At 61.9% G+C, this 21749-nt stretch carries 20 protein-coding genes; 3 read left to right on the plus strand and 17 right to left on the minus strand.

Annotated elements, in window-relative coordinates; translation table 11 throughout:
• Window positions 1-54 precede the first annotated feature (54 nt).
• On the plus strand, window positions 55-378 hold the full coding sequence (gene fdxA / locus VC352_RS04550) for a ferredoxin FdxA (RefSeq protein ID WP_021441853.1): 324 nt from the start codon (window positions 55-57) through the stop codon (window positions 376-378).
• 498 nt (window positions 379-876) lie between these two features.
• Here the strand turns inward: fdxA and rpoS are convergent, their stop codons facing one another.
• From rpoS to VC352_RS04595, 9 genes are all read right to left on the minus strand, one after another.
• On the minus strand, window positions 877-1884 hold the full coding sequence (gene rpoS / locus VC352_RS04555; RefSeq protein ID WP_322978397.1) for an RNA polymerase sigma factor RpoS: 1008 nt from the start codon (window positions 1882-1884) through the stop codon (window positions 877-879).
• 101 nt (window positions 1885-1985) lie between these two features.
• Window positions 1986-2858 (minus strand): peptidoglycan DD-metalloendopeptidase family protein, encoded by an 873-nt coding sequence (locus VC352_RS04560; protein WP_416340084.1) that lies wholly within the window; start codon window positions 2856-2858, stop codon window positions 1986-1988.
• A gap of 55 nt (window positions 2859-2913) precedes the next feature.
• Window positions 2914-3843, minus strand: a complete 930-nt coding sequence (locus tag VC352_RS04565) for a DUF368 domain-containing protein (protein WP_322978398.1) — start codon at window positions 3841-3843, stop codon at window positions 2914-2916.
• A 26-nt stretch (window positions 3844-3869) separates the two neighbouring features.
• The gene (locus VC352_RS04570) at window positions 3870-4505 is read right to left on the minus strand and encodes a protein-L-isoaspartate(D-aspartate) O-methyltransferase (protein WP_322978692.1); all 636 of its coding nucleotides are present in this window, start codon (window positions 4503-4505) and stop codon (window positions 3870-3872) included.
• Window positions 4506-4543: 38 nt separating this feature from the next.
• On the minus strand, window positions 4544-5293 hold the full coding sequence (gene surE, locus VC352_RS04575) for a 5'/3'-nucleotidase SurE (protein WP_322978399.1): 750 nt from the start codon (window positions 5291-5293) through the stop codon (window positions 4544-4546).
• Window positions 5281-6339 carry a tRNA pseudouridine(13) synthase TruD gene (truD, locus tag VC352_RS04580; protein ID WP_322978400.1) on the minus strand — a complete coding sequence of 353 codons (1059 nt, stop codon included), beginning with the start codon at window positions 6337-6339 and terminating at the stop codon, window positions 5281-5283. The genes surE and truD overlap by 13 nt, the downstream gene beginning before the upstream one ends.
• Window positions 6336-6809 (minus strand): 2-C-methyl-D-erythritol 2,4-cyclodiphosphate synthase, encoded by a 474-nt coding sequence (gene ispF, locus VC352_RS04585; protein ID WP_322978401.1) that lies wholly within the window; start codon window positions 6807-6809, stop codon window positions 6336-6338. Before ispF ends, truD begins: the two co-directional genes overlap by 4 nt.
• 101 nt (window positions 6810-6910) lie before the next feature.
• Entirely contained in the window at window positions 6911-7747 is an 837-nt protein-coding gene (gene fghA / locus VC352_RS04590; protein WP_322978402.1) for an S-formylglutathione hydrolase, read from the minus strand.
• 67 nt (window positions 7748-7814) lie between these two features.
• Complete coding sequence (locus VC352_RS04595) at window positions 7815-8927, minus strand: S-(hydroxymethyl)glutathione dehydrogenase/class III alcohol dehydrogenase (RefSeq protein WP_322978403.1); 1113 nt, start codon at window positions 8925-8927, stop codon at window positions 7815-7817.
• Between the two features lie 139 nt (window positions 8928-9066).
• Here VC352_RS04595 and VC352_RS04600 point away from each other — a divergent pair, with 139 nt between their 5' ends.
• Together VC352_RS04600 and VC352_RS04605 are read left to right on the plus strand one after the other, a co-directional pair.
• Window positions 9067-9954 (plus strand): LysR substrate-binding domain-containing protein, encoded by an 888-nt coding sequence (locus tag VC352_RS04600; RefSeq protein WP_322978404.1) that lies wholly within the window; start codon window positions 9067-9069, stop codon window positions 9952-9954.
• A 113-nt stretch (window positions 9955-10067) separates the two neighbouring features.
• Window positions 10068-10382 (plus strand): HPF/RaiA family ribosome-associated protein, encoded by a 315-nt coding sequence (locus VC352_RS04605; RefSeq protein WP_322978405.1) that lies wholly within the window; start codon window positions 10068-10070, stop codon window positions 10380-10382.
• 3 nt (window positions 10383-10385) lie between these two features.
• Here VC352_RS04605 and ispD read toward each other — a convergent pair whose 3' ends face one another.
• The 8 genes from ispD to dnaE form a co-directional block, all read right to left on the minus strand.
• Complete coding sequence (ispD, locus tag VC352_RS04610; RefSeq protein ID WP_322978406.1) at window positions 10386-11090, minus strand: 2-C-methyl-D-erythritol 4-phosphate cytidylyltransferase; 705 nt, start codon at window positions 11088-11090, stop codon at window positions 10386-10388.
• The gene (gene ftsB, locus VC352_RS04615) at window positions 11087-11365 is read right to left on the minus strand and encodes a cell division protein FtsB (protein WP_322978407.1); all 279 of its coding nucleotides are present in this window, start codon (window positions 11363-11365) and stop codon (window positions 11087-11089) included. Before ftsB ends, ispD begins: the two co-directional genes overlap by 4 nt.
• 287 nt (window positions 11366-11652) lie before the next feature.
• Entirely contained in the window at window positions 11653-12942 is a 1290-nt protein-coding gene (gene eno, locus VC352_RS04620) for a phosphopyruvate hydratase (protein WP_322978408.1), read from the minus strand.
• 148 nt (window positions 12943-13090) lie between these two features.
• Window positions 13091-13936, minus strand: a complete 846-nt coding sequence (gene kdsA, locus VC352_RS04625; RefSeq protein ID WP_322978409.1) for a 3-deoxy-8-phosphooctulonate synthase — start codon at window positions 13934-13936, stop codon at window positions 13091-13093.
• 3 nt (window positions 13937-13939) lie between these two features.
• Window positions 13940-15571: a CTP synthase gene (locus VC352_RS04630; RefSeq protein WP_322978410.1), complete on the minus strand. Its 1632-nt coding sequence runs from the start codon at window positions 15569-15571 to the stop codon at window positions 13940-13942.
• Between the two features lie 150 nt (window positions 15572-15721).
• Entirely contained in the window at window positions 15722-17044 is a 1323-nt protein-coding gene (tilS, locus tag VC352_RS04635) for a tRNA lysidine(34) synthetase TilS (protein WP_322978411.1), read from the minus strand.
• A 58-nt stretch (window positions 17045-17102) separates the two neighbouring features.
• Window positions 17103-18053 (minus strand): acetyl-CoA carboxylase carboxyltransferase subunit alpha, encoded by a 951-nt coding sequence (locus tag VC352_RS04640; protein WP_322978412.1) that lies wholly within the window; start codon window positions 18051-18053, stop codon window positions 17103-17105.
• 126 nt (window positions 18054-18179) lie between these two features.
• Window positions 18180-21710, minus strand: coding sequence for a DNA polymerase III subunit alpha (gene dnaE / locus VC352_RS04645; protein WP_322978413.1), 3531 nt, complete (start codon window positions 21708-21710; stop codon window positions 18180-18182).
• Window positions 21711-21749: the final 39 nt, after the last annotated feature.

Genomic DNA, 21749 nt, shown 5'->3' on the forward strand with positions numbered 1-21749 from the left:
CTGGAGATTCTTCGCAGAAAGAACCCAGGCCGCCGCCCGAGGAGAGAATCAGACATGACCTTCGTCGTTACCGACAACTGCATCAAGTGCAAATACACCGACTGCGTGGAAGTCTGCCCGGTCGATTGCTTCTACGAAGGCCCGAACTTCCTGGTGATCCACCCGGACGAGTGCATCGACTGCGCCCTGTGCGAGCCCGAGTGCCCGGCACAGGCGATCTTCTCCGAAGATGAAGTGCCAGAGGACATGCAGGAGTTCATCGAACTGAACGCCGATCTGGCTGAAGTGTGGCCGAACATCACCGAGAAGAAAGACGCCCTGGCAGATGCCGAAGAGTGGGATGGCGTTAAGGACAAGCTGCAACATCTCGAGCGCTGAGTTCGCCCGAAACGAGAAGACCCGCGATATGCGGGTCTTTTTATTTGTGCCAAGGCCTTTTCACAGGCAAAAAAAGGGGCGGCTTGCGCCGCCCACTTTTATTCCCTAGTCCCTTCGTCTCCCAACTCCATCATCCTGATGAATCGCATCATGCGATGTTCCTGATCATCATCCTGATGATCTGTGCTTGTCCCTGAGTACGGAACCGATATTACCCGCTGGCAGAATCAGCTCAACTCCCCTGCAGCACGCTCTGACAGTCGATCAGAGACACCCGCATTACGAATAAATCAAATAAAAACAAAGGGTTATAAATTTTAAGAGACGAAATGCGCTGATATCCAGACTCGCCTTGCCACAAAGGCTGACGCCAGTTGTAAGCGATGGCTGACAATGAGCTTCTAAAAACCGTACCGCTCAGGGTTCATAGAAGAATCACGGGCAAGGCCCATAAAAGGCGAACCCCGGCCATGGCCGGGGTTCGTCGAAAGCGCATTGTTACTGAAACAATGCGTCGCTGGACAAGCCGTTCTTCTCGAGGATTTCGCGTAGACGCTTGAGCGCCTCGACCTGAATCTGTCTGACCCGCTCACGCGTCAGGCCGATTTCCTGCCCCACCTCTTCGAGCGTGCAGCTCTCGTGACCACGGAGGCCGAAACGGCGCACCACGACCTCGCGCTGCTTCTCGGTCAGATCCGACAGCCACTGATCGATGCTTTGCGAAAGATCGTCATCCTGCAGCAACTCACAGGGATCCGTCGGGCGGTCATCGGTCAGGGTATCGAGCAGGGTCTTGTCGGAGTCCGGCCCGAGCGAAACGTCCACGGAAGAGACACGCTCGTTCAGGCCGAGCATGCGCTTGACCTCACCGACAGGCTTCTCCAACAGATTGGCGATCTCCTCGGCAGAGGGCTCATGGTCGAGCTTCTGGGTCAACTCACGCGCCGCGCGCAGGTAGACGTTGAGCTCCTTGACCACATGGATCGGCAAGCGAATCGTGCGCGTCTGATTCATGATCGCGCGCTCGATGGTTTGACGGATCCACCAGGTCGCATAGGTGGAGAAGCGGAAGCCGCGCTCCGGGTCGAATTTCTCCACGGCGCGAATCAAGCCCAGATTGCCCTCCTCGATCAAGTCGAGCAGTGACAACCCACGGTTGACGTAACGCCGCGCGATCTTCACGACCAGGCGCAGATTGCTCTCGATCATGCGTTTGCGCCCGGCGGGATCGCCCTTCTGCGCGAGCCGCGCGAAGTGCACCTCCTCATCGGGAGTCAGCAGCGGCGAGAAGCCGATTTCATTGAGGTAAAGCTGAGTGGCGTCCAGCGCCCGGGTGTAATCGATGTGCTTGTGCTGTTTGGAGGGGGTGGCGTGTTTGGCTTTGGCACGCGACGTTGGCATTTGCGCCTCGTCGTTCTGAACCTCGCCCAAAACGATGCCTGGCTCCATGAGGAGCAGTTCATCGTCGACGTCAAACTCCGGCGCTTCTTCTTTTATGAGAGCCATTGTTGTAGTCCCAAGATGAGTTCGACAACAAGCTCTGGCGGACACGTCCTGGCCACACCTGAGCCCGTCCCTCCCACGTAGTGGAACGGATGGGCGACGGATCAACGGTTAGGCAGATACTGCAGCGGATCGACAGGTTTTCCCTGACGGCGAATCTCGAAATGAAGCTTCACCCGGTCGGCCCCTGTGGACCCCATCTCGGCAATACGTTGCCCAGCCTTGACCTGCTGCCCCTCCCGAACCAACAGCCTACGGTTGTGACCGTAAGCGCTAACGTAGGTGTCGCTGTGCTTGATGATGACCAATTCGCCGTAGCCCCGCAAACCACTCCCGGCGTACACCACCGATCCATCAGACGCAGCTAAAACAGGCTGTCCTAATTCCCCTGCGATATCAATGCCTTTATTCAAACTGCCGTTTGAGGAAAAACGACTGATCACCGCCCCTTGAGTGGGCCAGGCCCAACCGGTTGCCGAGCGGGTCACTGGCGTGACCGGGGTGGTAGCTGGTGTACTCGCTACGGGCTGCTTGGGGGCTGTCGCTACTGGGGCAGTTACGACAACAGGCTGACTGACTGGCTGAGACGGTGGAGCCTGGGGAGCCGGGTTGCTCGGTGCACTGGCTACGACCGGCGATCCGGACGCCTGACGATTATCGAAACGAATGACCTGACCGACCCGGATCAGGTAGGGATCACGCAAGCCGTTGTGCGCCGCGAGCGCCTTCCAGTCCCAGCCGAAGCGGAAGGCAATGGAGTACAGCGTATCGCCACGCTGTACCACGTAGTGACCGGTGCGCACCGGCTGGCGCTGGATCAGCGGAGCTCGTCCCTGATTCTGGCCACGATCGACGACCTGGACGCCACCGGGTGGCGAGCTGACGCAACCGGAAAGCAGCATAGCACCCAGCAGCGAGGTGAGCAGACGAAGGTCAACGGCTCTGAAAATCAGCGCGTGAACGGTTGTACGACTCACCCAGTGCTCCCTTGAACGATCCCGAAGTACGATCATGATGCGCTATTGTGCCGGATCAAGCAGCCACTTGCGGCTTGCGCCGCGCCAGCCACTCGAGCGCAAGCACGACGAAAATACCGGCGAAGGCCAGGAAGATGGCCAACAGCAACTGGGAATCCTGGCCGCTGACCTCGGCGAACTGGCCGGGCAGCAGATTATGCTGCAGCAATGGCACCTGCTCACCCTTGCTGTCGACACGCCAACTGATGGTCTCCTTCCAGGGCCAAACCTTGTTCAGCGAGCCCAGCATCAGGCCGGTGAGAAATGCCAGAGTCAGGTCACGCCAGTGCGACAACATCCAGCTGAGCAGACGCGCGAAGCTCAGCAAGCCGACCAGGCAGCCTGCCGCGAACACGGCCAGCACTCCTAGATCCAGGCTCTTCACCGCGCCCAGCACAGTGGCATACAGCCCCAGCAGGAGCAGGATGAAGCTACCGGAAATGCCCGGCAGGATCATCGCGCAGATGGCGATGGCACCGGCGAAGAACAACGTCAGCGGATCGCTGCCCCATTGGATTGGCGCGGCTACGGTGATCCAGTAGGCAAAGGCCAGTCCGAGGAGAAAACTCAGGTAACGGCTCCAGTTCCAACGCCCGATGTCGCGCCCCACCAGGTAGACCGACACCAGGATCAGGCCGAAGAAGAACGACCAGACCGGTACCGGATGATGTGCCAACAGGTAGGTGATCAACCGCGCCAGACTGAGAATGCTGGTCAGTATCCCGGCCAGCAGCACCAGCAGAAAGGTGGCATTAGCCGTTTGCCAGGCCGCTTTGATTCGTCCACGCACCAGTTGCATCAGCGCCTCGGGCACACTGGCGATGGAACGCAGCAGTTCGTCGTAGATACCACTGATGAACGCGATGGTGCCGCCGGACACGCCAGGCACGACATCCGCAGCGCCCATGGCAATGCCCTTGGCATAGAGCAGGAAATACTTTTTCATGGATCCTTCCAGGAGGGCCATGGCCGTCAGGCCAAGGGGCCATTTAACAGGGGAACGAAACGAACGGCGTCGAGCACGTGACGGGAAAACCCCTCATCCTCACGAATGATCAACAGCAACTGCTGCACATCACCGGTTCCGACTGGAATCACCAGGCGCCCACCGGGAGCCAGTTGGTTGAGCAGCGCTGCGGGCACATCGGCAGCCGCAGCCGTGACGATGATGCCGTTGTAGGGACCGAGGGCGTTCCAACCTTCCCAGCCGTCGCCCCAGCGAAAGACCACGTTGCGCAGGTTGAGTTCGACCAAACGCTCCTTGGCACGCTCCTGCAAGGCCTGGATACGTTCGACCGAGAACACCCGCTCCACCAGTTGCGCCAGCACGGCTGTCTGATAACCGGAACCGGTACCGATCTCCAGCACCTTGTCCAGCGGGCCCGCAGCCAGCAGCAGTTCGGTCATGCGACCAACCATGTAAGGCTGTGAAATGGTCTGGTTGTGGCCAATGGGTAACGCGGTGTCTTCATAGGCGCGATGCGCCAACGCCTCGTCGACGAACAGATGGCGCGGCGTCCGGCGAATCACTTCGAGCACGCGCGCATTCGACAGCCCTTCTTCATAAAGGCGCTGGATCAAGCGCTCACGCGTGCGCTGCGAGGTCATGCCGATCCCGTGGCGTTGCAGGTCGTCCTGTCCGCGCATCAGAAGATGCCCTCCAGCCAGTCGCTCATGCCCTCGAAGGCTGCACCGAAGGTGCGATCGAGCTGCAACGGTGTGACCGAGACGTAGCCTTGCATCACTGCATGGAAATCGGTGCCAGGGCCGCCCTCTTCGACATCGCCGGCAGCGGCGATCCAGTAGCCCTCCTTGCCACGCGGGTTGACCACCTTGACCGGCGCGGCGGCGCGGGCACGGTGGCCGAGACGCGTCAACTGCACACCGCGGATGTGTTCCAGCGGCAGATTGGGGATGTTGACGTTGAGCACGGTGCGCGGCGGCAGCTCGAGACGCTCGTGAGCCTCGACCAGCTTACGAGCGAAATAGGCAGCGGTCGGCAGGTTGTCCACCTGACGCGACAACAGCGAAAAGGCGAACGCCGGCTTGTTCAGGAAACGCCCTTCCAGCGCAGCGGCAACGGTGCCGGAATACAGCACGTCGTCCCCCAGGTTGGCGCCCAGGTTTATACCGGACACGACCATCTCCGGCATCTGCTCGAGCAGGCCGTTGAGCCCCAGGTGCACGCAATCGGTGGGCGTGCCATTGAGGCTGGTGTAACCGTTGGGCAACACCATAGGGTGCAGGGGACGGTCGAGCGTCAGCGAGCTGCTGGCACCACTCTTGTCCTCGGCCGGAGCGATCACCACGCACTCGGCGTAGTCGTCCAGCGCCTGGTGCAACGCGGCGATCCCCGGGGCATTCACCCCGTCGTCGTTGGAAATCAGAATTCGCATGGAGTATCCGTCTGCCCTGCTGGCACCAGATCGAGCAGTTCACGCACCACGACGGTGGCGAAACACCCGGCCGGCAGGACGAATGCAAGTTGCAGAATATCGGGCTCGGGATAATGCCACGACAGGCCGCCAATGGGGAGGCGCAGAATTCGCCGTTCGTGCGCCATGTCCGCCTTGACCAACCATTGCGCCAGCGCCGCGGCCTCATCGGCCACCGACTGCTCCAGCTCCTGCACCGCAGCACCGCTCGGCAGTGCCCCATCGCCCCAGAGTGGGCCGGTCGGATGCAGGTCGAGCGCAGCCAGTCGTGGATCACTGCATTCGGCCTCACCGGCGAGAAAGAAACTGCGACTGGTGGTGAACGCCAGCACATCGCCGATCTGGGCCTGATTCCAGGTACCGGCAGCAACACGCCTGGCCAGCACCTGGTTGAACAGGTAGCTACGCGCAGAGGAAAGCAGCCGTGAACGCAGGTTGCGCTGCACCGGTAGCTCCTGGCGCGAGGCGAAATCACGCGCCTGCTCGACATTGCCGCCATCGAAACCGAAGCGCTGCAGACCGAAGTAGTTCGGCACGCCCAGGGCCGCAATGCGCTGCAGGCGCTGCTCGAGTGCATCGCGCTCTGCTTCAAGCGCCGTCAGGCGCAGGGTGAAGCCATTGGCAGCGTGAGCACCGCGCTGCAGCTTGCGGTTATGCCGCTGGCTACGCAGGATCAGTAGATCATCGCCTTGAGCGGCGCTCAGCTCGGGGTCGGCCTTGCCCGGCAGGTGCAGGCTGAACCACTGCCGGGTCAGTGCCTGACGATCCTTGAGACCAGCATAGCTGACCGCCTTGAGCGGCAAACCGGCAGCACGGGCGATGCGCCGAGCAGCCTCTTCGGTGTTCAGGCCACGCTTTTCCACCCACAGCCAGAGATGCTCGCCCTGCCCCGTGAGCGGAATGTCGAGCACCTCGTCGACCTGGAAATCCTCGGCCGTGGCCTTGAGCACGGCACGCCCACAGGCCTCACCATGGGCGTGCGGCCCCAGCAGTTGCAGCTCGTTCATGCCTTGACCAGCAAGGCGACGGCGTGCACCGCGATACCTTCCTCACGCCCGGTGAAGCCGAGTTTCTCGGTGGTGGTGGCCTTGACGTTGACCTGATCCAACTGCACGCCGAGATCCTCGGCGATGCGCTCACGCATCGTGTCGATATGCGGCGCCATCTTCGGTGCCTGGGCGATGATGGTGGCGTCGACATTACCCACCATATAGCCCTTGGCCTTTACCAGGTCCATCACATGGCGCAGCAGCACACGGCTGTCGGCGCCCTTGAAGGTCGGGTCGGTGTCGGGAAAGTGCTTGCCGATATCGCCCAGCGCCACCGCGCCGAGCAAGGCATCGCTCAGGGCGTGCAGCAACACGTCACCATCGGAATGAGCGACGAGGCCGAATTTATGGGGAATCCGCACGCCGCCGAGGGTGATGAAATCGCCTTCGCCGAAGCGGTGTACGTCATAGCCATGACCGATACGCATAAAGAACAACGCCCTGAAAAAGTCAGGGCGTGATTCTAACCGAAAGCGGCAGTCGGCAAGCGCCTAGCCGCCACCAAGCTCTTACTTACCGCAGCTTACGGCTACCGCAACGCGGCCGCATGATGACTCAGGTGATCATCGATGAAGCTGGCGATGAAGTAGTAGCTGTGGTCGTAGCCGGGCTGCATGCGCAGCGTCAGCGGATGACCGGCAGCCTTGGCAGCCACCTGCAATGCCTGCGGTTTGAGCTGGCCTTCGAGGAAATCATCGCGATCGCCCTGATCCACCAGGATCGGCAGCTTTTCGATGGCCTCGGCAATCAGCACGCTGGCATCCCACTCGCGCCAGCGCGAGCGTTCTTCACCCAGGTACAGTGAAAACGCCTTCTCACCCCAGGGGCAATTCATCGGATTGCTGATCGGCGAGAAGGCCGACACGGACTGATAGCGCCCAGGATTCTTCAGCGCACAGATCAACGCACCATGCCCGCCCATGGAGTGGCCGGCGATGCCGCGCTTGTCCGAAACCGGGAAATTGGCTTCGATCAACGCCGGCAGCTCCTGCACCACGTAGTCGTACATGCGGTAGTGACGAGCGAACGGCTCCTGCGTCGCGTTGACATAGAAGCCAGCACCGAGGCCGAAGTCATAGGCACCATTGGCATCGTCAGCCACGCCTTCACCACGCGGGCTGGTATCCGGTGCGACGATGATCAGCCCCAGCTCGGCGGCCATGCGTTGGGCACCGGCCTTCTGCATGAAGTTCTCGTCGGTGCAGGTCAGGCCACTGAGCCAGTAAAGCACCGGCAGCTTGCCGCCCTGCTCGGCTTGCGGCGGCAGGTAGACGGCGAACACCATGTCGCAGTTGAGCGTGCTGGAGCGATGACGATAACGCTTGTGCCAGCCACCGAAGCTCTTGTTGCTGGAAACGATTTCCATAAGGCCCTCCAGGCAACGTCAAGCGGCAAGCAATGCGCTCCACTTGCAGCTTGACGCTTGCCGCTGGTTAGAAATGGATGACGGTACGGATGCTCTTGCCTTCGTGCATCAGCTCGAAGGCTTCGTTGATCTCATCCAGGCCCATGTTGTGGGTGATGAAGGTATCCAGCGGAATCTCGCCCTTCTGCGACTTCTCGACGTAGCTCGGCAGTTCGGTACGACCTTTGACGCCACCGAAGGCGCTGCCGCGCCAGACGCGGCCGGTCACCAGTTGGAACGGACGGGTGCTGATCTCCGCACCGGCCGGCGCCACGCCGATGATGGTCGACTCGCCCCAGCCCTTGTGGCAGCACTCCAGTGCGGCACGCATCAGTTGCACGTTGCCGATGCACTCGAAGCTGTAGTCGACGCCGCCGTCGGTCATCTCGACGATGACCTCCTGGATCGGCTTGCTGTGCTCTTTCGGATTGACGAAGTCGGTGATGCCCAGCTCACGGGCAACCGCTTCCTTGGCCGGGTTGATGTCGATGCCGATGATGCGCGAGGCCTTGGCCATCTTGGCGCCGATGATCGCCGCCAGACCGATACCGCCCAAGCCGAAGATGGCCACAGTGGAACCCTCGGTGACCTTGGCAGTGTTGAGCACCGCACCGATACCGGTGGTGACGCCGCAACCGAGCAGGCACACCTTGTCCAGCGGGGCTTCTTTGGGGATCACGGCAACCGAGACTTCCGGCAGCACGGTGTACTCGGAGAAGGTCGAGCAACCCATGTAGTGGTAAACCGGCTCACCGTTGTAGCTGAAGCGGGTGGTGCCGTCCGGCATCAGGCCCTTGCCCTGAGTGGCACGTACCGAGCTGCACAGGTTGGTCTTGCCAGATTTGCAGAATTTGCACTCGCGGCATTCGGCGGTATAGAGCGGGATAACGTGATCGCCAACCTTGACCGAAGTCACGCCCTCGCCCACGGCCTCGACGATGCCGCCACCTTCGTGACCGAGCACGCAAGGGAACACACCCTCGGAATCCTGACCGGACAGAGTGTAGGCATCGGTATGGCAGACACCAGTAGCCACGATACGGATCAGCACTTCACCGGCCTTCGGCGGCTGAACGTCGATCTCGACGATCTTCAGCGGCTCGTTGGGGGCGAAGGCGACGGCTGCACGGGATTTGATCATGGTGGCTCTCCTGAGCGTGGATGAAAGTGGGCAGAAGTCTAAAGCAACGCCCAAGCGAGATAATTCAGCAGATATCAAAACATTATTGCCAATCAGGGATAATCTATCGCGTTTGAAAGTGACCACACAGGAGACGACGATGAATCGCTGGGAAGGTCTGGACGAGTTCGTCGCAGTGGCCGAGTGCGGTCAGTTCAGCGCCGCAGCCGAACGACTGGGGCTCTCCACCTCACAGGTCAGCCGCCAGGTGGCGCGCCTGGAGGAGCGCCTGCAAAGCCGGCTGTTCTATCGCAGCACCCGGCGCGTCGCGCTGACCGAGGCCGGTCAGACCTTCCTGCAACACTGCCAGCGCCTGCAGGACGCCCGCGAGGAAGCGCTGCGCGCCGTCAGCGATCTGGGCGCCGAACCCAAGGGGCTGCTGCGCATGACCTGCGCGGTCGCCTACGGCGAGCGCTTCATCGTGCCGCTGGTCAACCAGTTCATGGCGCAGCATCCACAACTGCGCGTGGAGATCGAACTGTCCAATCGCCAACTCGACTTGCTGCACGAAGGGCTCGACCTGGCGATTAGGCTCGGCCGCCTGCAGGACTCGCGACTGGTCGCCGCTCGCCTGGCGCCACGGGTGATGTACCTGTGCGCCGCGCCCGACTACCTGCAGCACTATGGCCGCCCGCACTCGCTGTCCGAGCTGTCCCGGCACAACTGCCTGATCGGCAGCAGCGAACACTGGAGCTTCGCCGAAGGTGGACGCGAGACCCAAATCAGGGTGCAAGGCAACTGGCGCTGCAACAGCGGCCAAGCTGTACTGGATGCGGCGCTGCGCGCTTTCGGCCTGTGTCAGCTCCCCGACTATTACGTGCTGCCGCACCTGCGCAGCGGCGCCCTGATTTCCCTGCTCGAACAACACCAGCCGCCCAACACGGCGGTCTGGGCGATCTATCCGCAGCAGCGCCACCTGTCTCCCAAGGTGCGGCAGCTCGTCGACCATCTCAAGCGAGGTCTCGCCGAGTTCCCCGAGTACGCCTGACAGCATGGGCAACAGATTGTCACAGCGAAACGGGAACCCCTGGCTTTGGTTGCGGCCAGAATGAGTGATGCCCCGCTGCGGCATCGTCTTCACCGAAACCGGAGGTAAGCGCTATGCAAGTCATGGTCAACAGCGACAACCACATTCACGGCTCCGCAGCATTGGCGGACAAGGTGCGGGGTCGCGTGCTGCTCAAGCTGAGACGTTTCGAGGATCACCTGACACGCGTCGAGCTGCACTTCAACGACGAGAACAGCCACAAGGGTGGCGGCCTGGACAAACGTTGCCAGGCTGAAGCGCGACTGAAGGGGCGTGATCCGGTCTCGGTGAGCCACAACGGTGACAACCTCGAGCAGGCCCTGGAGGGCGCCATGGAAAAACTGGGTACGGTGCTCGAGCGCAACCTCAGCCGCCAGCGGCAGAACTGAGCCTCAACCCGCGCTGCGCCCGGCCCATGCCAGGCGCAGCCATTGCAGATCCTCCGGGCGGGTGACCTTGAGGTTGTCCGCCCGCCCCTCGACCAGGCGTGGCGCCTTGCCCGCCCACTCCAGGGCCGACGCTTCATCGGTGATCGGCACAGCCGCCGCCAGCGCAGCGTCCAGTGCCTGGCGCAAATCCCCCAAGCGAAACATCTGCGGCGTGTAAGCCTGCCAGATCACGGCACGATCCACGGTCTGCGCCACCCGCCCAGCAGCATCGGCACGCTTGAGCGTATCGCGTGCCGGCACCGCCAGCAGGCCACCCACCGGGTCCATGGCCAGGGTATCGAGCAGACGATCGAGATCGCTACGGGCGAGGTTCGGCCGCGCCGCATCGTGCACCAGCACCCAGTCATCCTCCGCAGCCCCAGCCAATTGCAGTGCACGCAACCCGGCCAGCACCGAGTCGGCACGCTCACGCCCGCCATCGGCGCGGCGAATGCGCGGATCGCTGGCCAACGCCAGGCTTGGCCAGTACGGATCATCCACGGCCAGGCAAACCATGGCACCGAGCAGTCCGGGGTGGTCGAGAAAGCAATCGAGGGTATGTTCGAGAATGCAGCGCCCGGCGACTTCCAGGTACTGCTTGGGCCGATCAGCGGCCATGCGCGCACCGACGCCAGCGGCCGGGATCACCAGCCAGAACGGTACGTTCATTTCGTCAGCAGATAGAGGGTTTCGCCCTCTTTGACCATGCCCAGCTCCTGCCGCGCACGTTCTTCGACGGTCTCCATGCCGCGCTTGAGCTCCATCACCTCGGCTTCGAGGATACGGTTGCGCTCCAGCAGACGCTCGTTCTCGCCTTTCTGCTCGGCGATCTGTTGCTGCAGGCGGCTGACATGGGCCAGGCTGCCCTCGCCCACCCACAGGCGATACTGCAGGCCAGCCAGTAGCAGAATCAGCACGATGAACAGCCAGTAGGGACTACGCATGGAGCGGCTCGCGGATTGAGTCATCGGCATGGTAGGGGCTGCGATCATGCTTGAAAAGGAGCCGGCTGATGGGTGACATGGGTTTTAAGGTTCTGCATCCGTGCAAGGGTTCCCGGAAATCGACGAAACGACGATGAAAAAGGGCATATCAGCAGTGGCACAGCCCTTGTGTAGGAGCGACTTCAGCCGTGAAAGATCGCGGATGAATCCGCTCCTACATGCCGCACCAGCGCTAGGGCCAGCACAAAAAAGGGCGACTTGCGTCGCCCTTTTCTCGTACGCAGTACTTAGCCGCGGAACTCGGCACGGCCCTTGTACGGAGCCTTACCGGCCAACTGCTCTTCGATACGCAGCAACTGGTTGTACTTGGACACGCGGTCGGAGCGGCACAGCGAGCCGGTCTTGATCTGACCAGCAGCAGTACCCACAGCCAGGTCGGCGATGGTGCTGTCTTCGGTTTCGCCGCTGCGGTGCGAAATCACGGCGGTGAAGCCGGCAGCCTTGGCCATCTGGATGGCTTCCAGGGTCTCGGTCAGCGAGCCGATCTGGTTGAACTTGATCAGGATCGAGTTGCCGATCTTCTCGTCGATACCGCGCTTGAGGATCTTGGTGTTGGTCACGAACAGGTCGTCGCCAACCAGCTGTACCTTCTCGCCGATCTTGTCGGTCAGGACTTTCCAGCCAGCCCAGTCGGACTCGTCCATGCCGTCTTCGATGGAGATGATCGGGTAGCGCTGGGTCAGGCCAGCCAGGTAGTCGGCGAAACCTTCGGCGCTGAACACCTTGCCTTCGCCAGCCAGATCGTACTGACCGTCCTTGAAGAACTCGCTGGAGGCGCAGTCCAGTGCCAGGGTCACGTCGTCACCCAGTTTGTAGCCAGCGTTGGCCACAGCTTCGGCGATGGCAGCCAGGGCGTCTTCGTTGGAGGCCAGGTTCGGCGCAAAACCGCCTTCGTCGCCCACCGCAGTGTTCAGGCCACGCGCCTTCAGTACGGCCTTGAGGTGGTGGAAGATCTCGGCGCCCATGCGCAGTGCGTCGGCGAAGTTCTTGGCGCCAACCGGCTGCACCATGAACTCCTGGATGTCGACGTTGTTATCGGCGTGCTCGCCGCCGTTGATGATGTTCATCATCGGTACCGGCATGGAATAGACGCCCGGGGTGCCGTTCAGGTCGGCGATGTGCGCGTACAGCGGCACGCCCTTGGCCTGGGCAGCAGCCTTGGCGGCAGCCAGAGATACGGCGAGGATGGCGTTGGCGCCCAGCTTGGCCTTGTTCTCGGTACCGTCCAGCTCGATCATCGCGTGATCCAGAGCCTTCTGATCGGCAGCGTCCTTACCCAGCAGCAGATCACGGATCGGGCCGTTGATGTTGGCGACGGCTTTCAGTACGCCCTTGCCCAGATAACGGCTCTTGTCGCCATCACGCAGCTCCAGCGCTTCGCGCGAGCCAGTGGAGGCGCCGGACGGAGCGCAAGCGCTGCCGATGATGCCACCTTCGAGGATGACGTCGGCTTCCACGGTGGGATTGCCACGGGAGTCGAGAACCTCACGACCCTTGATGTCGACGATCTTTGCCATTGTTGTTAACACTCCAAAGGTTGACGATAAGACGGCAGCAACGGGCTGCGCGAAACCGCCGCAGCCCCTGAGGGTAGCGGCGGCACACTCTGACTCACGGGTCAGGGGAGATTTTGCCGGAGCGGCACTTTACCGGATTGCGAATGGTTCAGGCAGTCTCGATCAGCGGAAAACTCTTCACCAGATCGTCCAGTTGCTTGAGCTGGGTGAGGAAGGGCTCCAGCTTGTTCAGACGCAGCGCGCACGGGCCGTCGCACTTGGCGTTTTCCGGATCCGGATGCGCCTCGAGGAACAGACCGGCCAGCCCCTGGCTCATGCCCGCCTTGGCCAGATCGGTGACCTGAGCACGGCGACCCCCGGCCGAATCGGCACGACCACCCGGCATCTGCAGGGCGTGAGTCACGTCGAAGAATACCGGGTACTCCATCTGCTTCATGATGCCGAAGCCGAGCATGTCCACCACCAGGTTGTTGTAACCGAAGGAGGAACCGCGCTCGCAGAGGATCAACTGATCGTTACCGGCTTCCTCGCACTTGCGCAGGATGTGCTTCATTTCCTGCGGGGCGAGAAACTGCGCCTTCTTGATGTTGATCACCGCACCGGTCTTGGCCATGGCCACCACCAGATCGGTCTGCCGCGAGAGGAAGGCCGGCAACTGGATGATGTCGCACACCTCGGCCACCGGGGCGGCCTGATGCGGCTCGTGGACGTCGGTGATCACCGGCACGCCGAAGGTCTTCTTCACTTCTTCGAAGATCTTCATGCCCTCTTCCAGGCCCGGGCCACGGAAGGAGGTCACGGAAGAACGGTTGGCCTTGTCGAAACTGGCCTTGAACACGTAAGGGATACCGAGCTTCTCGGTCACCCGCACGTATTCCTCGCAGGCCTGCATGGCCAGGTCACGCGATTCGAGCACGTTGATGCCACCGAACAGCACGAACGGCTTGTCGTTGGCGATTTCGATATTGCCGACCTTGATGATCTTCTGAGCCATTCCTTAAGCCTTCTTCGCTTTCTGCGCCAGGGCAGCGTTGACGAAACCGCTGAACAGCGGATGACCGTCACGCGGCGTGGAGGTGAATTCCGGGTGGAACTGGCAGGCAACGAACCACGGATGATCCGGCGCCTCGACCACTTCCACCAGCGCGCCATCGCCAGAACGACCGGTGACCTTCAGGCCAGCCTCGGTCAGCTTCGGCAGCAGGTTGTTGTTCACCTCGTAACGGTGACGGTGACGCTCGACGATCACATCCTTGCCGTAGCAGTCATGCACCAGCGAACCGCTCTGCAACTGGCAATCCTGCGCGCCCAGGCGCATGGTGCCGCCCAGGTCGGAGTTCTCGGTGCGCTGTTCGGTGGCACCGGTCGCGTCCTGCCACTCGGTGATCAGACCGACCACCGGATGCTGGCTGGCCATGTCGAACTCGGTGGAGTTGGCATCGCTCCAGCCCACCACGTTACGGGCGTACTCGATGACCGCGACCTGCATGCCCAGGCAGATGCCCAGGTAAGGGATCTTGTGCTCGCGAGCGTATTGCACGGTCTTGATCTTGCCTTCCACACCGCGCAGACCGAAACCACCCGGTACCAGAATGGCATCGACCCCTTCGAGCAGCGCAGTGCCCTGGTTCTCGATGTCTTCGGAATCGATGTAGCGAATGTTGACCTTGGTGCGGTTCTGAATGCCGGCGTGGCTCATGGCCTCGATCAACGACTTGTACGCGTCGAGCAGCTCCATGTACTTGCCGACCATGGCGATGGTGACTTCCTTCTCCGGATTGAGCTTGGCATCGACCACGCGATCCCATTCGGAGAGGTCGGCCGGATTGCACTGCAGGCCGAAACGTTCGACGACGAAGTCATCCAGCCCCTGAGCATGCAGCACGCCCGGAATCTTGTAGATGGTGTCGACGTCTTCCAGGCTGATCACCGCACGCTCTTCGACGTTGGTGAACAGGGCGATCTTGCGGCGCGAAGATACGTCGATGGGATGATCGGAGCGGCACACCAGTACATCAGGCTGCAAGCCGATGGAACGCAGTTCCTTGACCGAGTGCTGGGTCGGCTTGGTCTTGGTCTCGCCAGCGGTGGCGATGTACGGCACCAGGGTCAGGTGCATCAGCATGGCGCGCTTGGCGCCCACTTCCACGCGCAGTTGGCGGATCGCTTCGAGGAACGGCTGCGACTCGATGTCGCCCACGGTGCCACCGATCTCCACCAAGGCCACGTCGGCATCGCCGGCGCCCTTGATGATGCGACGCTTGATCTCGTCGGTGATGTGCGGGATGACCTGAATGGTCGCGCCCAGATAATCACCACGGCGCTCCTTGCGCAGTACGTCTTCGTACACGCGGCCGGTGGTGAAGTTGTTGTTCTGGGTCATGGTGGTGCGGATGAACCGCTCGTAGTGGCCCAGGTCGAGGTCGGTCTCGGCGCCATCGTGGGTGACGAACACCTCACCGTGCTGGAACGGGCTCATGGTGCCCGGATCGACGTTGATGTAGGGATCCAGCTTGAGCATGGTGACCTTCAGGCCCCGCGCCTCCAGGATGGCCGCCAGTGAAGCCGAGGCGATGCCTTTCCCCAATGAAGAAACAACACCACCCGTGACGAAGATGTAGCGCGTCATGAAAAACCCTAGAAGTCTGCGTTTAAGCGGTCAGTGCCGCCGGGGAAAGCGAAGGAGCGCCATCAACAACACAATGGCAAGCTCGCCAAGCTCCCTGAGGGAGTCGGCAAAAGCTGTATTAAGACGGGAGCGTAGTCTACTCGAAAGGCCTTACCAGCTCAAACCTTGCGCGCCGATGGGTGGCGACCAGCGCAAACGTAGGCCTTTCGCCTCGAATCCTGATGCCTGCGTCAGGTTCGCCACCGCCATCAGCTCATCGCCCTCGAACAGCAGCGGCAGGCGCGGACGCACGAATGCCGGCACGCGCAGCTCATTGAGCAGGCGCTTGAGGTCACGCCGGCCACGCCCCGGCAGTTGCAGCGACTCCCCGCCCTGGCGATAGCGCAGGTGCCAGCGCCCCTGCGGCAACTCGCCCGACAACTCGACACGCCCATTCCCGGGGAGGTCAACGGAGTCCGCGCCCAAGCTGCAAGGCAGATCGAGCGGCTGCGGTGGACTCAACCATTCGTCACTGAGCCACCACAACCGACCATCGGCGCGATGCAGCTCGCCATCGGCCAGCTTCCAGATTGGCGCCGCATCGCTTTTGGCATCACGCAGATCGAGCCAGCCCGCCCAATGATGGCTATCGGGCATGCGGCTCAACGGCACCAGCCAATGGCGTAGCAGGTTGCGCTGACGGACATCGCTCAACGCATTCACAGAGGTAAGATCCAGTGAAGGCAGGGGCAGCCAGGGCAATGCGGATTCACCACGCGCCGCCAGCAGATCGATCTCGGCCAATTCTTCCAGCAGTTGCTGGGCCTCGGCCAGATGGCTTGCGCTACGCGCCAGGCTGGTCGAGGCCTGCGGCCACCGCCCAGCTAGTAATGGCATCACCTGCCTGCGCAAGAAATTACGACTGAACCGCTCGTCAGCATTGCTCGGGTCTTCGATCCAGACGACCCCGTGATCTTGCGCATAGGCCTGCAGCTCGCCCCGCGAACAGTCGAGCAGCGGCCGAACCAGGCTGCCCAGCCCCAACGCTCGACTGGCCGGCATCGCTGCCAGGCCACGCACGCCAGCGCCGCGCAACAGACGGAACAGCAGGGTTTCGGCCTGATCCTCACGATGCTGAGCACTGAGCAATACCTCAGCCGGGCCCAGCCGCTCACTGAACGCCGCATAACGTGCTCGCCGCGCCTCCTGCTCGAGACTGGCGCCTGCCGCCACCTGCACCCTGACGATTTCCAGAGGAACACCCAGCCGCGCGCACACCTGCGCGCAATGCTCGGGCCAGGCGTCAGCCGCCGGCTGCAGGCCATGATGGACATGAATGACAGACAAGGGCGGCAGCGCCTCGCACCGTGCCCAGTCGGCCAGCAGATGGAGCAGCACGCTGGAATCCAGGCCACCGGAAAAGGCGATGCGCCAAGCAGGAGCCTTACGCCAGGGCTGAAGAGCCTGGCGCAGGCGAAGTTCGAGAGCAGTCATGGGCCAAGCTTAAACAACAACGGGCCCGAAGGCCCGTTGAGATGCATGCAGGAAGAACTCAGGCGATGCCGTAGCTCATCAGGCGATCGTAACGACGCTTGAGCAGCGCGTCGGTGTCGTGCTTCTGCAGGCTGGCCAGTTGCTTGATCAACTCCTGACGGATCGACTCGGACGCGGCAGCCGGATCACGATGGGCGCCGCCCAAGGGTTCGGCGATGACCTGATCGACGATACCCAGATCCTTCAGGCGCTCGGCGGTGATGCCCATGGCCTCGGCCGCTTCCGGCGCCTTCTCGGCGGTACGCCAGAGAATCGAGGCGCAACCTTCCGGGGAGATCACCGAATAGGTGGAGTACTGCAGCATGTTCAGTTGGTCGCAGACACCGATGGCCAGCGCACCGCCGGAACCACCCTCACCGATGACGGTGGCGATGATCGGCGTTTTCAGACGCGCCATCACGCGCAGGTTCCAGGCGATGGCCTCGCTCTGGCCACGCTCCTCGGCATCGATACCCGGGTAAGCACCGGGAGTGTCGATGAAGGTGAGGATCGGCATCTTGAAGCGCTCGGCCATTTCCATCAGGCGGCAAGCCTTGCGGTAGCCCTCCGGGCGCGGCATGCCGAAGTTGCGACGCACCTTCTCACGCACCTCACGGCCTTTCTGGTGACCGATGATCATCACCGGCTGATCACCCAGACGGGCCACACCACCCACGATGGCGGCATCATCGGAGAAATGACGGTCGCCATGCAGCTCGTCGAACTCGGTGAAGATGTGCTGGATGTAGTCCAGGGTGTAGGGGCGGCGCGGATGGCGCGCGAGCTGGGCGATCTGCCAGCTGCTCAAGTTGCCGAAGATGCTTTCGGTCAGCGCACTGCTCTTGTCTTGCAGACGAGCGATCTCGTCACCAATGTTCAGCGCGTTGTCATTGCCAACCAGGCGTAGCTCTTCGATCTTGGCTTGCAGGTCGGCGATCGGCTGTTCGAAATCGAGGAAATTCGGGTTCATAGTCATCCGTCTTGCGTCGACGGCCAAGTGGCCGGGGAGCTGTATCCATTAAGCGCCCTACCTTAAGGGATGGGGCGCTGCGGGTCGAGTGTGCCGAACCAAGAGGGAGCAAAGCCCCCTCTCGCATCAGCGGTAGTGCAAAAAGACGTTGTCGCGCCCGAACTGGTCACGCAATGCCTGAATCAAAGTGTCAGCTGGGTCGATTCGCCAGGCGTCACCGAACTGAAGCAAGGCACGTGCCTGCTCACCACTGTAGTCCAACGTCACCGGGCAGGCGCCCTTGTGCTTGCTACACAGTTCGGCCAACCAGCGCAGACGATCGCCCTTCAGAGCGTCGCTGGCGACCTTCACACGCAGGCTGTCGGCCAGGCCGGTACGCGCCTCCTCCAGGCTCATCACGCGCTTGGCACGCAGACGCAAGCCGCCGGAGAAATCGTCGTTACTGACCTCGCCCTCGACCACCACCAGCGCATCGTTCTGCAATAGCGCCTGGTTGCTGGCAAAGGCATCGGCGAACAACGAAGCCTCGATGCGCCCAGAGCGGTCGTCGAGGGTGATGAAGCCCATCTTGTCGCCCTTCTTGTTCTTCATCACCCGCAGGTTGACGATCATCCCGGCGATGGTCTGGGTGTCACGCGCAGGCTTGAGCTCGACGATACGCTGACGGGCGAAGCGGCGAATCTCGCCCTCGTACTCGTCGATCGGGTGGCCGGACAGGTAGATGCCCAGGGTGTCCTTCTCGCCTTTCAGACGTTCCTTGATCGGCAGCTCGCGGGCCTTGCGGTGGTTGGCGTAGACATCCGCTTCAGGCTCGGCGAACAGGCCGCCGAACAGATCCATGTGGCCGCTCTCGGCGCTGCGCGCGGTCTGCTCGGCCGACTGCACGGCCTCTTCCATGGACGCCAGCAGCACGGCGCGGTTCTTGTCCACGCTGGCCTGATAAGCCTTGAGTTCATCCTGGTAGTACGGGCCGAGGCGATCCAGCGCGCCACTACGAATCAAGGCTTCGAGGGTACGCTTGTTGATGCGCTTGAGGTCGACGCGGTTGCAGAAGTCGAACAGATCCTTGAACGGCCCACCTTCGGCACGGCATTCGACGATGGCCTCCACGGGCCCTTCACCCACGCCCTTGACCGCACCGAGGCCGTAAACGATACGGCCGTCGTCGTTGACGGTGAATTTGAATTCGGAAACATTCACATCTGGCGGGTCGATGCGCAACTTCATGTTGCGGCACTCTTCGACCAGGATCACCACCTTGTCGGTGTTGTGCATATCCGCCGAGAGCACGGCGGCCATGAACGGCGCCGGGTAATGCGCCTTGAGCCAGGCAGTCTGGTATGACACCAGGCCGTAGGCAGCGGAGTGCGATTTGTTGAAGCCGTAGCCGGCGAACTTTTCCACCAGATCGAAGATGTTACCCGCCAGCTCGGCATCGATACCGTTGTTGGCACAACCTTCGATGAAGCCGCCACGCTGCTTGGCCATCTCCTCGGGCTTCTTCTTGCCCATGGCGCGGCGCAGCATGTCCGCCTGACCCAGGGTGTAACCGCCCATGACCTGGGCGATCTGCATCACCTGCTCCTGATACAGGATGATGCCGTAGGTGGGCTTGAGCACGGGCTCAAGGCCGGCGTACTGATAATCCGGGTGCGGGTAGGACAGTTCAGCGCGGCCATGCTTACGGTTGATGAAGTCGTCCACCATACCGGACTGCAGCGGGCCGGGGCGGAACAGTGCCACCAGTGCGATCATGTCTTCCAGGCAGTCGGGCTTGAGCTTCTTGATCAGCTCCTTCATGCCGCGCGATTCAAGCTGGAAGACCGCCGTGGTCTCAGCCTTCTGCAGCATGTCGTAGGTTTTCTTGTCATCCAGCGGGATGAAGTCGATGTTGACCAGTTCCTCATCCGGCGCACCGTCGCGCTTCTGGATGCGGTGGATGGTCTCCATCGCCCACTTGATGATGGTCAGGGTACGCAGACCGAGGAAGTCGAACTTGACCAGGCCGGCCTGCTCGACGTCGTCTTTGTCGAACTGGGTCACCAGGCCGCCGCCCTCCTCGTCACAGGCGATCGGCGAGAAGTCGGTGAGTTTGGTCGGCGCGATCACCACGCCCCCGGCGTGCTTACCGGTGCCGCGCACCACGCCTTCGAGCTTGAGCGACATGTCCCAGATTTCCTGGGCCTCTTCGTCATTCTTGAGGAACTCGCGCAGCGGCTCCTCCATCTCGTAGGCCTTCTCCAGGGTCATGCCCACTTCGAAGGGGATCATCTTCGACAGACGGTCGGCCAGGCCGTAGGACTTGCCCTGCGCCCGCGCCACGTCGCGCACCACCGCCTTGGCGGCCATGGAGCCGAAGGTGATGATCTGGCTCACCGCGTTACGCCCGTACTTCTCGGCCACGTAGTCGATCACCCGGTCGCGGCCATCCATGCAGAAGTCGACATCGAAGTCGGGCATGGAAATCCGCTCCGGGTTGAGGAAACGTTCGAACAGCAGGTCATAGGCCAACGGATCGAGGTCGGTGATCTTCAGCACGTAGGCCACCAGCGAACCGGCACCCGAGCCACGACCCGGGCCAACCGGCACGCCGTTGTTCTTGGCCCACTGGATGAAGTCCATCACGATCAGGAAGTAACCGGGGAAACCCATCTGGATGATGATGTCGAGTTCGAAGTTGAGGCGATCGATGTAGACCTGCTTCTTCGCCTCGTAATCCGGAGTGTCCTTGGGCAGCAGCACCTCGAGACGCTCTTCCAGGCCCTCGAAGGAGGCATGGCGCAGGTAGTCGTCGATACCCATGCCACCCGGCGTGGGAAAGTCCGGCAGGAAGTATTTGCCGAGTTGCACCTCGATGTTGCAGCGCTTGGCGATCTCGACGGTGTTTTCCAGCGCCTCGGGCAGGTCGGCGAACAGCTCCCACATTTCCGCAGCGCTTTTCAGATACTGCTGATCGGAGTAATGACGCGGCCGACGCGGGTCATCCAGAGTACGACCTTCACCGATGCAGACGCGGGTCTCGTGTGCCTCGAAGTCGTCCTGCTTGATGAAGCGCACATCGTTGGTGGCCACCAGCGGCGCTTCGACGCGATCGGCCAGCGCCACCGCGGCGTGCAGGTATTCCTCGTCCCCCACGCGGCTGGTGCGCTGCACTTCCAGGTAGAAACGATCCGGAAACACCGCCATCCATTCACGCAGGCGCGCTTCGGCCAAGGCTTCGTCACCGGCCAGCAACGCCATGCCGACCTCGCCCTCACGAGCCCCGGAGAGCGCGATAAGACCTTCGGCAGCATTCTTGACCCAGTCACGCTGGATGATCACCAGGTCATTGCTCTGCCCTTCTGACCAGCCACGGGAGATCAGTTCGGTGAGGTTGCGGTAGCCCTTGGCGTTCATCGCCAGCAGGGTCAGGCGCGTCAGCGGGCCGTCTTCCTCGGCGCTGGCCATCCAGATGTCAGCACCACAGATCGGTTTGACCCCAGCGCCCATGGCCGCTTTATAAAACTTCACCAACGAGCACATGTTGCTCATGTCGGTGACAGCCACCGCCGGCATACCCGCCCCGACGACGGCCTTGATCAGCGGTTTGACCCGCACCAGGCCATCGACCAGGGAATATTCGGTGTGCAGACGCAGGTGGACGAACGCTTGAGTCATGGGCGGCCTTGCAGGTGAAAACGACAAAGCGCGGATTGT

The sequence above is a fragment of the Pseudomonas sp. C11 genome, assembly GCF_034683865.1.
In the GTDB taxonomy this organism is placed as follows: Bacteria; Pseudomonadota; Gammaproteobacteria; order Pseudomonadales; family Pseudomonadaceae; genus Aquipseudomonas.

Bases quoted from the DNA above. Each gene is read 5' to 3' on its own strand.
- VC352_RS04605 (WP_322978405.1), top strand. From the start codon at position 10,068: ATGCAAGTCATGGTCAACAGCGACAACCACATTCACGGCTCCGCAGCA.
- tilS (WP_322978411.1), bottom strand. From the start codon at position 17,044: ATGACTGCTCTCGAACTTCGCCTGCGCCAGGCTCTTCAGCCCTGGCGT.
- surE (WP_322978399.1), bottom strand. From the start codon at position 5,293: ATGCGAATTCTGATTTCCAACGACGACGGGGTGAATGCCCCGGGGATC.
- ispF (WP_322978401.1), bottom strand. From the start codon at position 6,809: ATGCGTATCGGTCATGGCTATGACGTACACCGCTTCGGCGAAGGCGAT.
- rpoS (WP_322978397.1), bottom strand. From the start codon at position 1,884: ATGGCTCTCATAAAAGAAGAAGCGCCGGAGTTTGACGTCGACGATGAA.
- kdsA (WP_322978409.1), bottom strand. From the start codon at position 13,936: ATGGCTCAGAAGATCATCAAGGTCGGCAATATCGAAATCGCCAACGAC.
- VC352_RS04630 (WP_322978410.1), bottom strand. From the start codon at position 15,571: ATGACGCGCTACATCTTCGTCACGGGTGGTGTTGTTTCTTCATTGGGG.
- VC352_RS04640 (WP_322978412.1), bottom strand. From the start codon at position 18,053: ATGAACCCGAATTTCCTCGATTTCGAACAGCCGATCGCCGACCTGCAA.
- ispD (WP_322978406.1), bottom strand. From the start codon at position 11,090: ATGAACGTACCGTTCTGGCTGGTGATCCCGGCCGCTGGCGTCGGTGCG.
- eno (WP_322978408.1), bottom strand. From the start codon at position 12,942: ATGGCAAAGATCGTCGACATCAAGGGTCGTGAGGTTCTCGACTCCCGT.
- VC352_RS04565 (WP_322978398.1), bottom strand. From the start codon at position 3,843: ATGAAAAAGTATTTCCTGCTCTATGCCAAGGGCATTGCCATGGGCGCT.
- ftsB (WP_322978407.1), bottom strand. From the start codon at position 11,365: ATGCGTAGTCCCTACTGGCTGTTCATCGTGCTGATTCTGCTACTGGCT.
- VC352_RS04570 (WP_322978692.1), bottom strand. From the start codon at position 4,505: ATGACCTCGCAGCGCACGCGTGAGCGCTTGATCCAGCGCCTTTATGAA.
- dnaE (WP_322978413.1), bottom strand. From the start codon at position 21,710: ATGACTCAAGCGTTCGTCCACCTGCGTCTGCACACCGAATATTCCCTG.
- fdxA (WP_021441853.1), top strand. From the start codon at position 55: ATGACCTTCGTCGTTACCGACAACTGCATCAAGTGCAAATACACCGAC.
- truD (WP_322978400.1), bottom strand. From the start codon at position 6,339: ATGAACGAGCTGCAACTGCTGGGGCCGCACGCCCATGGTGAGGCCTGT.
- fghA (WP_322978402.1), bottom strand. From the start codon at position 7,747: ATGGAAATCGTTTCCAGCAACAAGAGCTTCGGTGGCTGGCACAAGCGT.
- VC352_RS04600 (WP_322978404.1), top strand. From the start codon at position 9,067: ATGAATCGCTGGGAAGGTCTGGACGAGTTCGTCGCAGTGGCCGAGTGC.
- VC352_RS04595 (WP_322978403.1), bottom strand. From the start codon at position 8,927: ATGATCAAATCCCGTGCAGCCGTCGCCTTCGCCCCCAACGAGCCGCTG.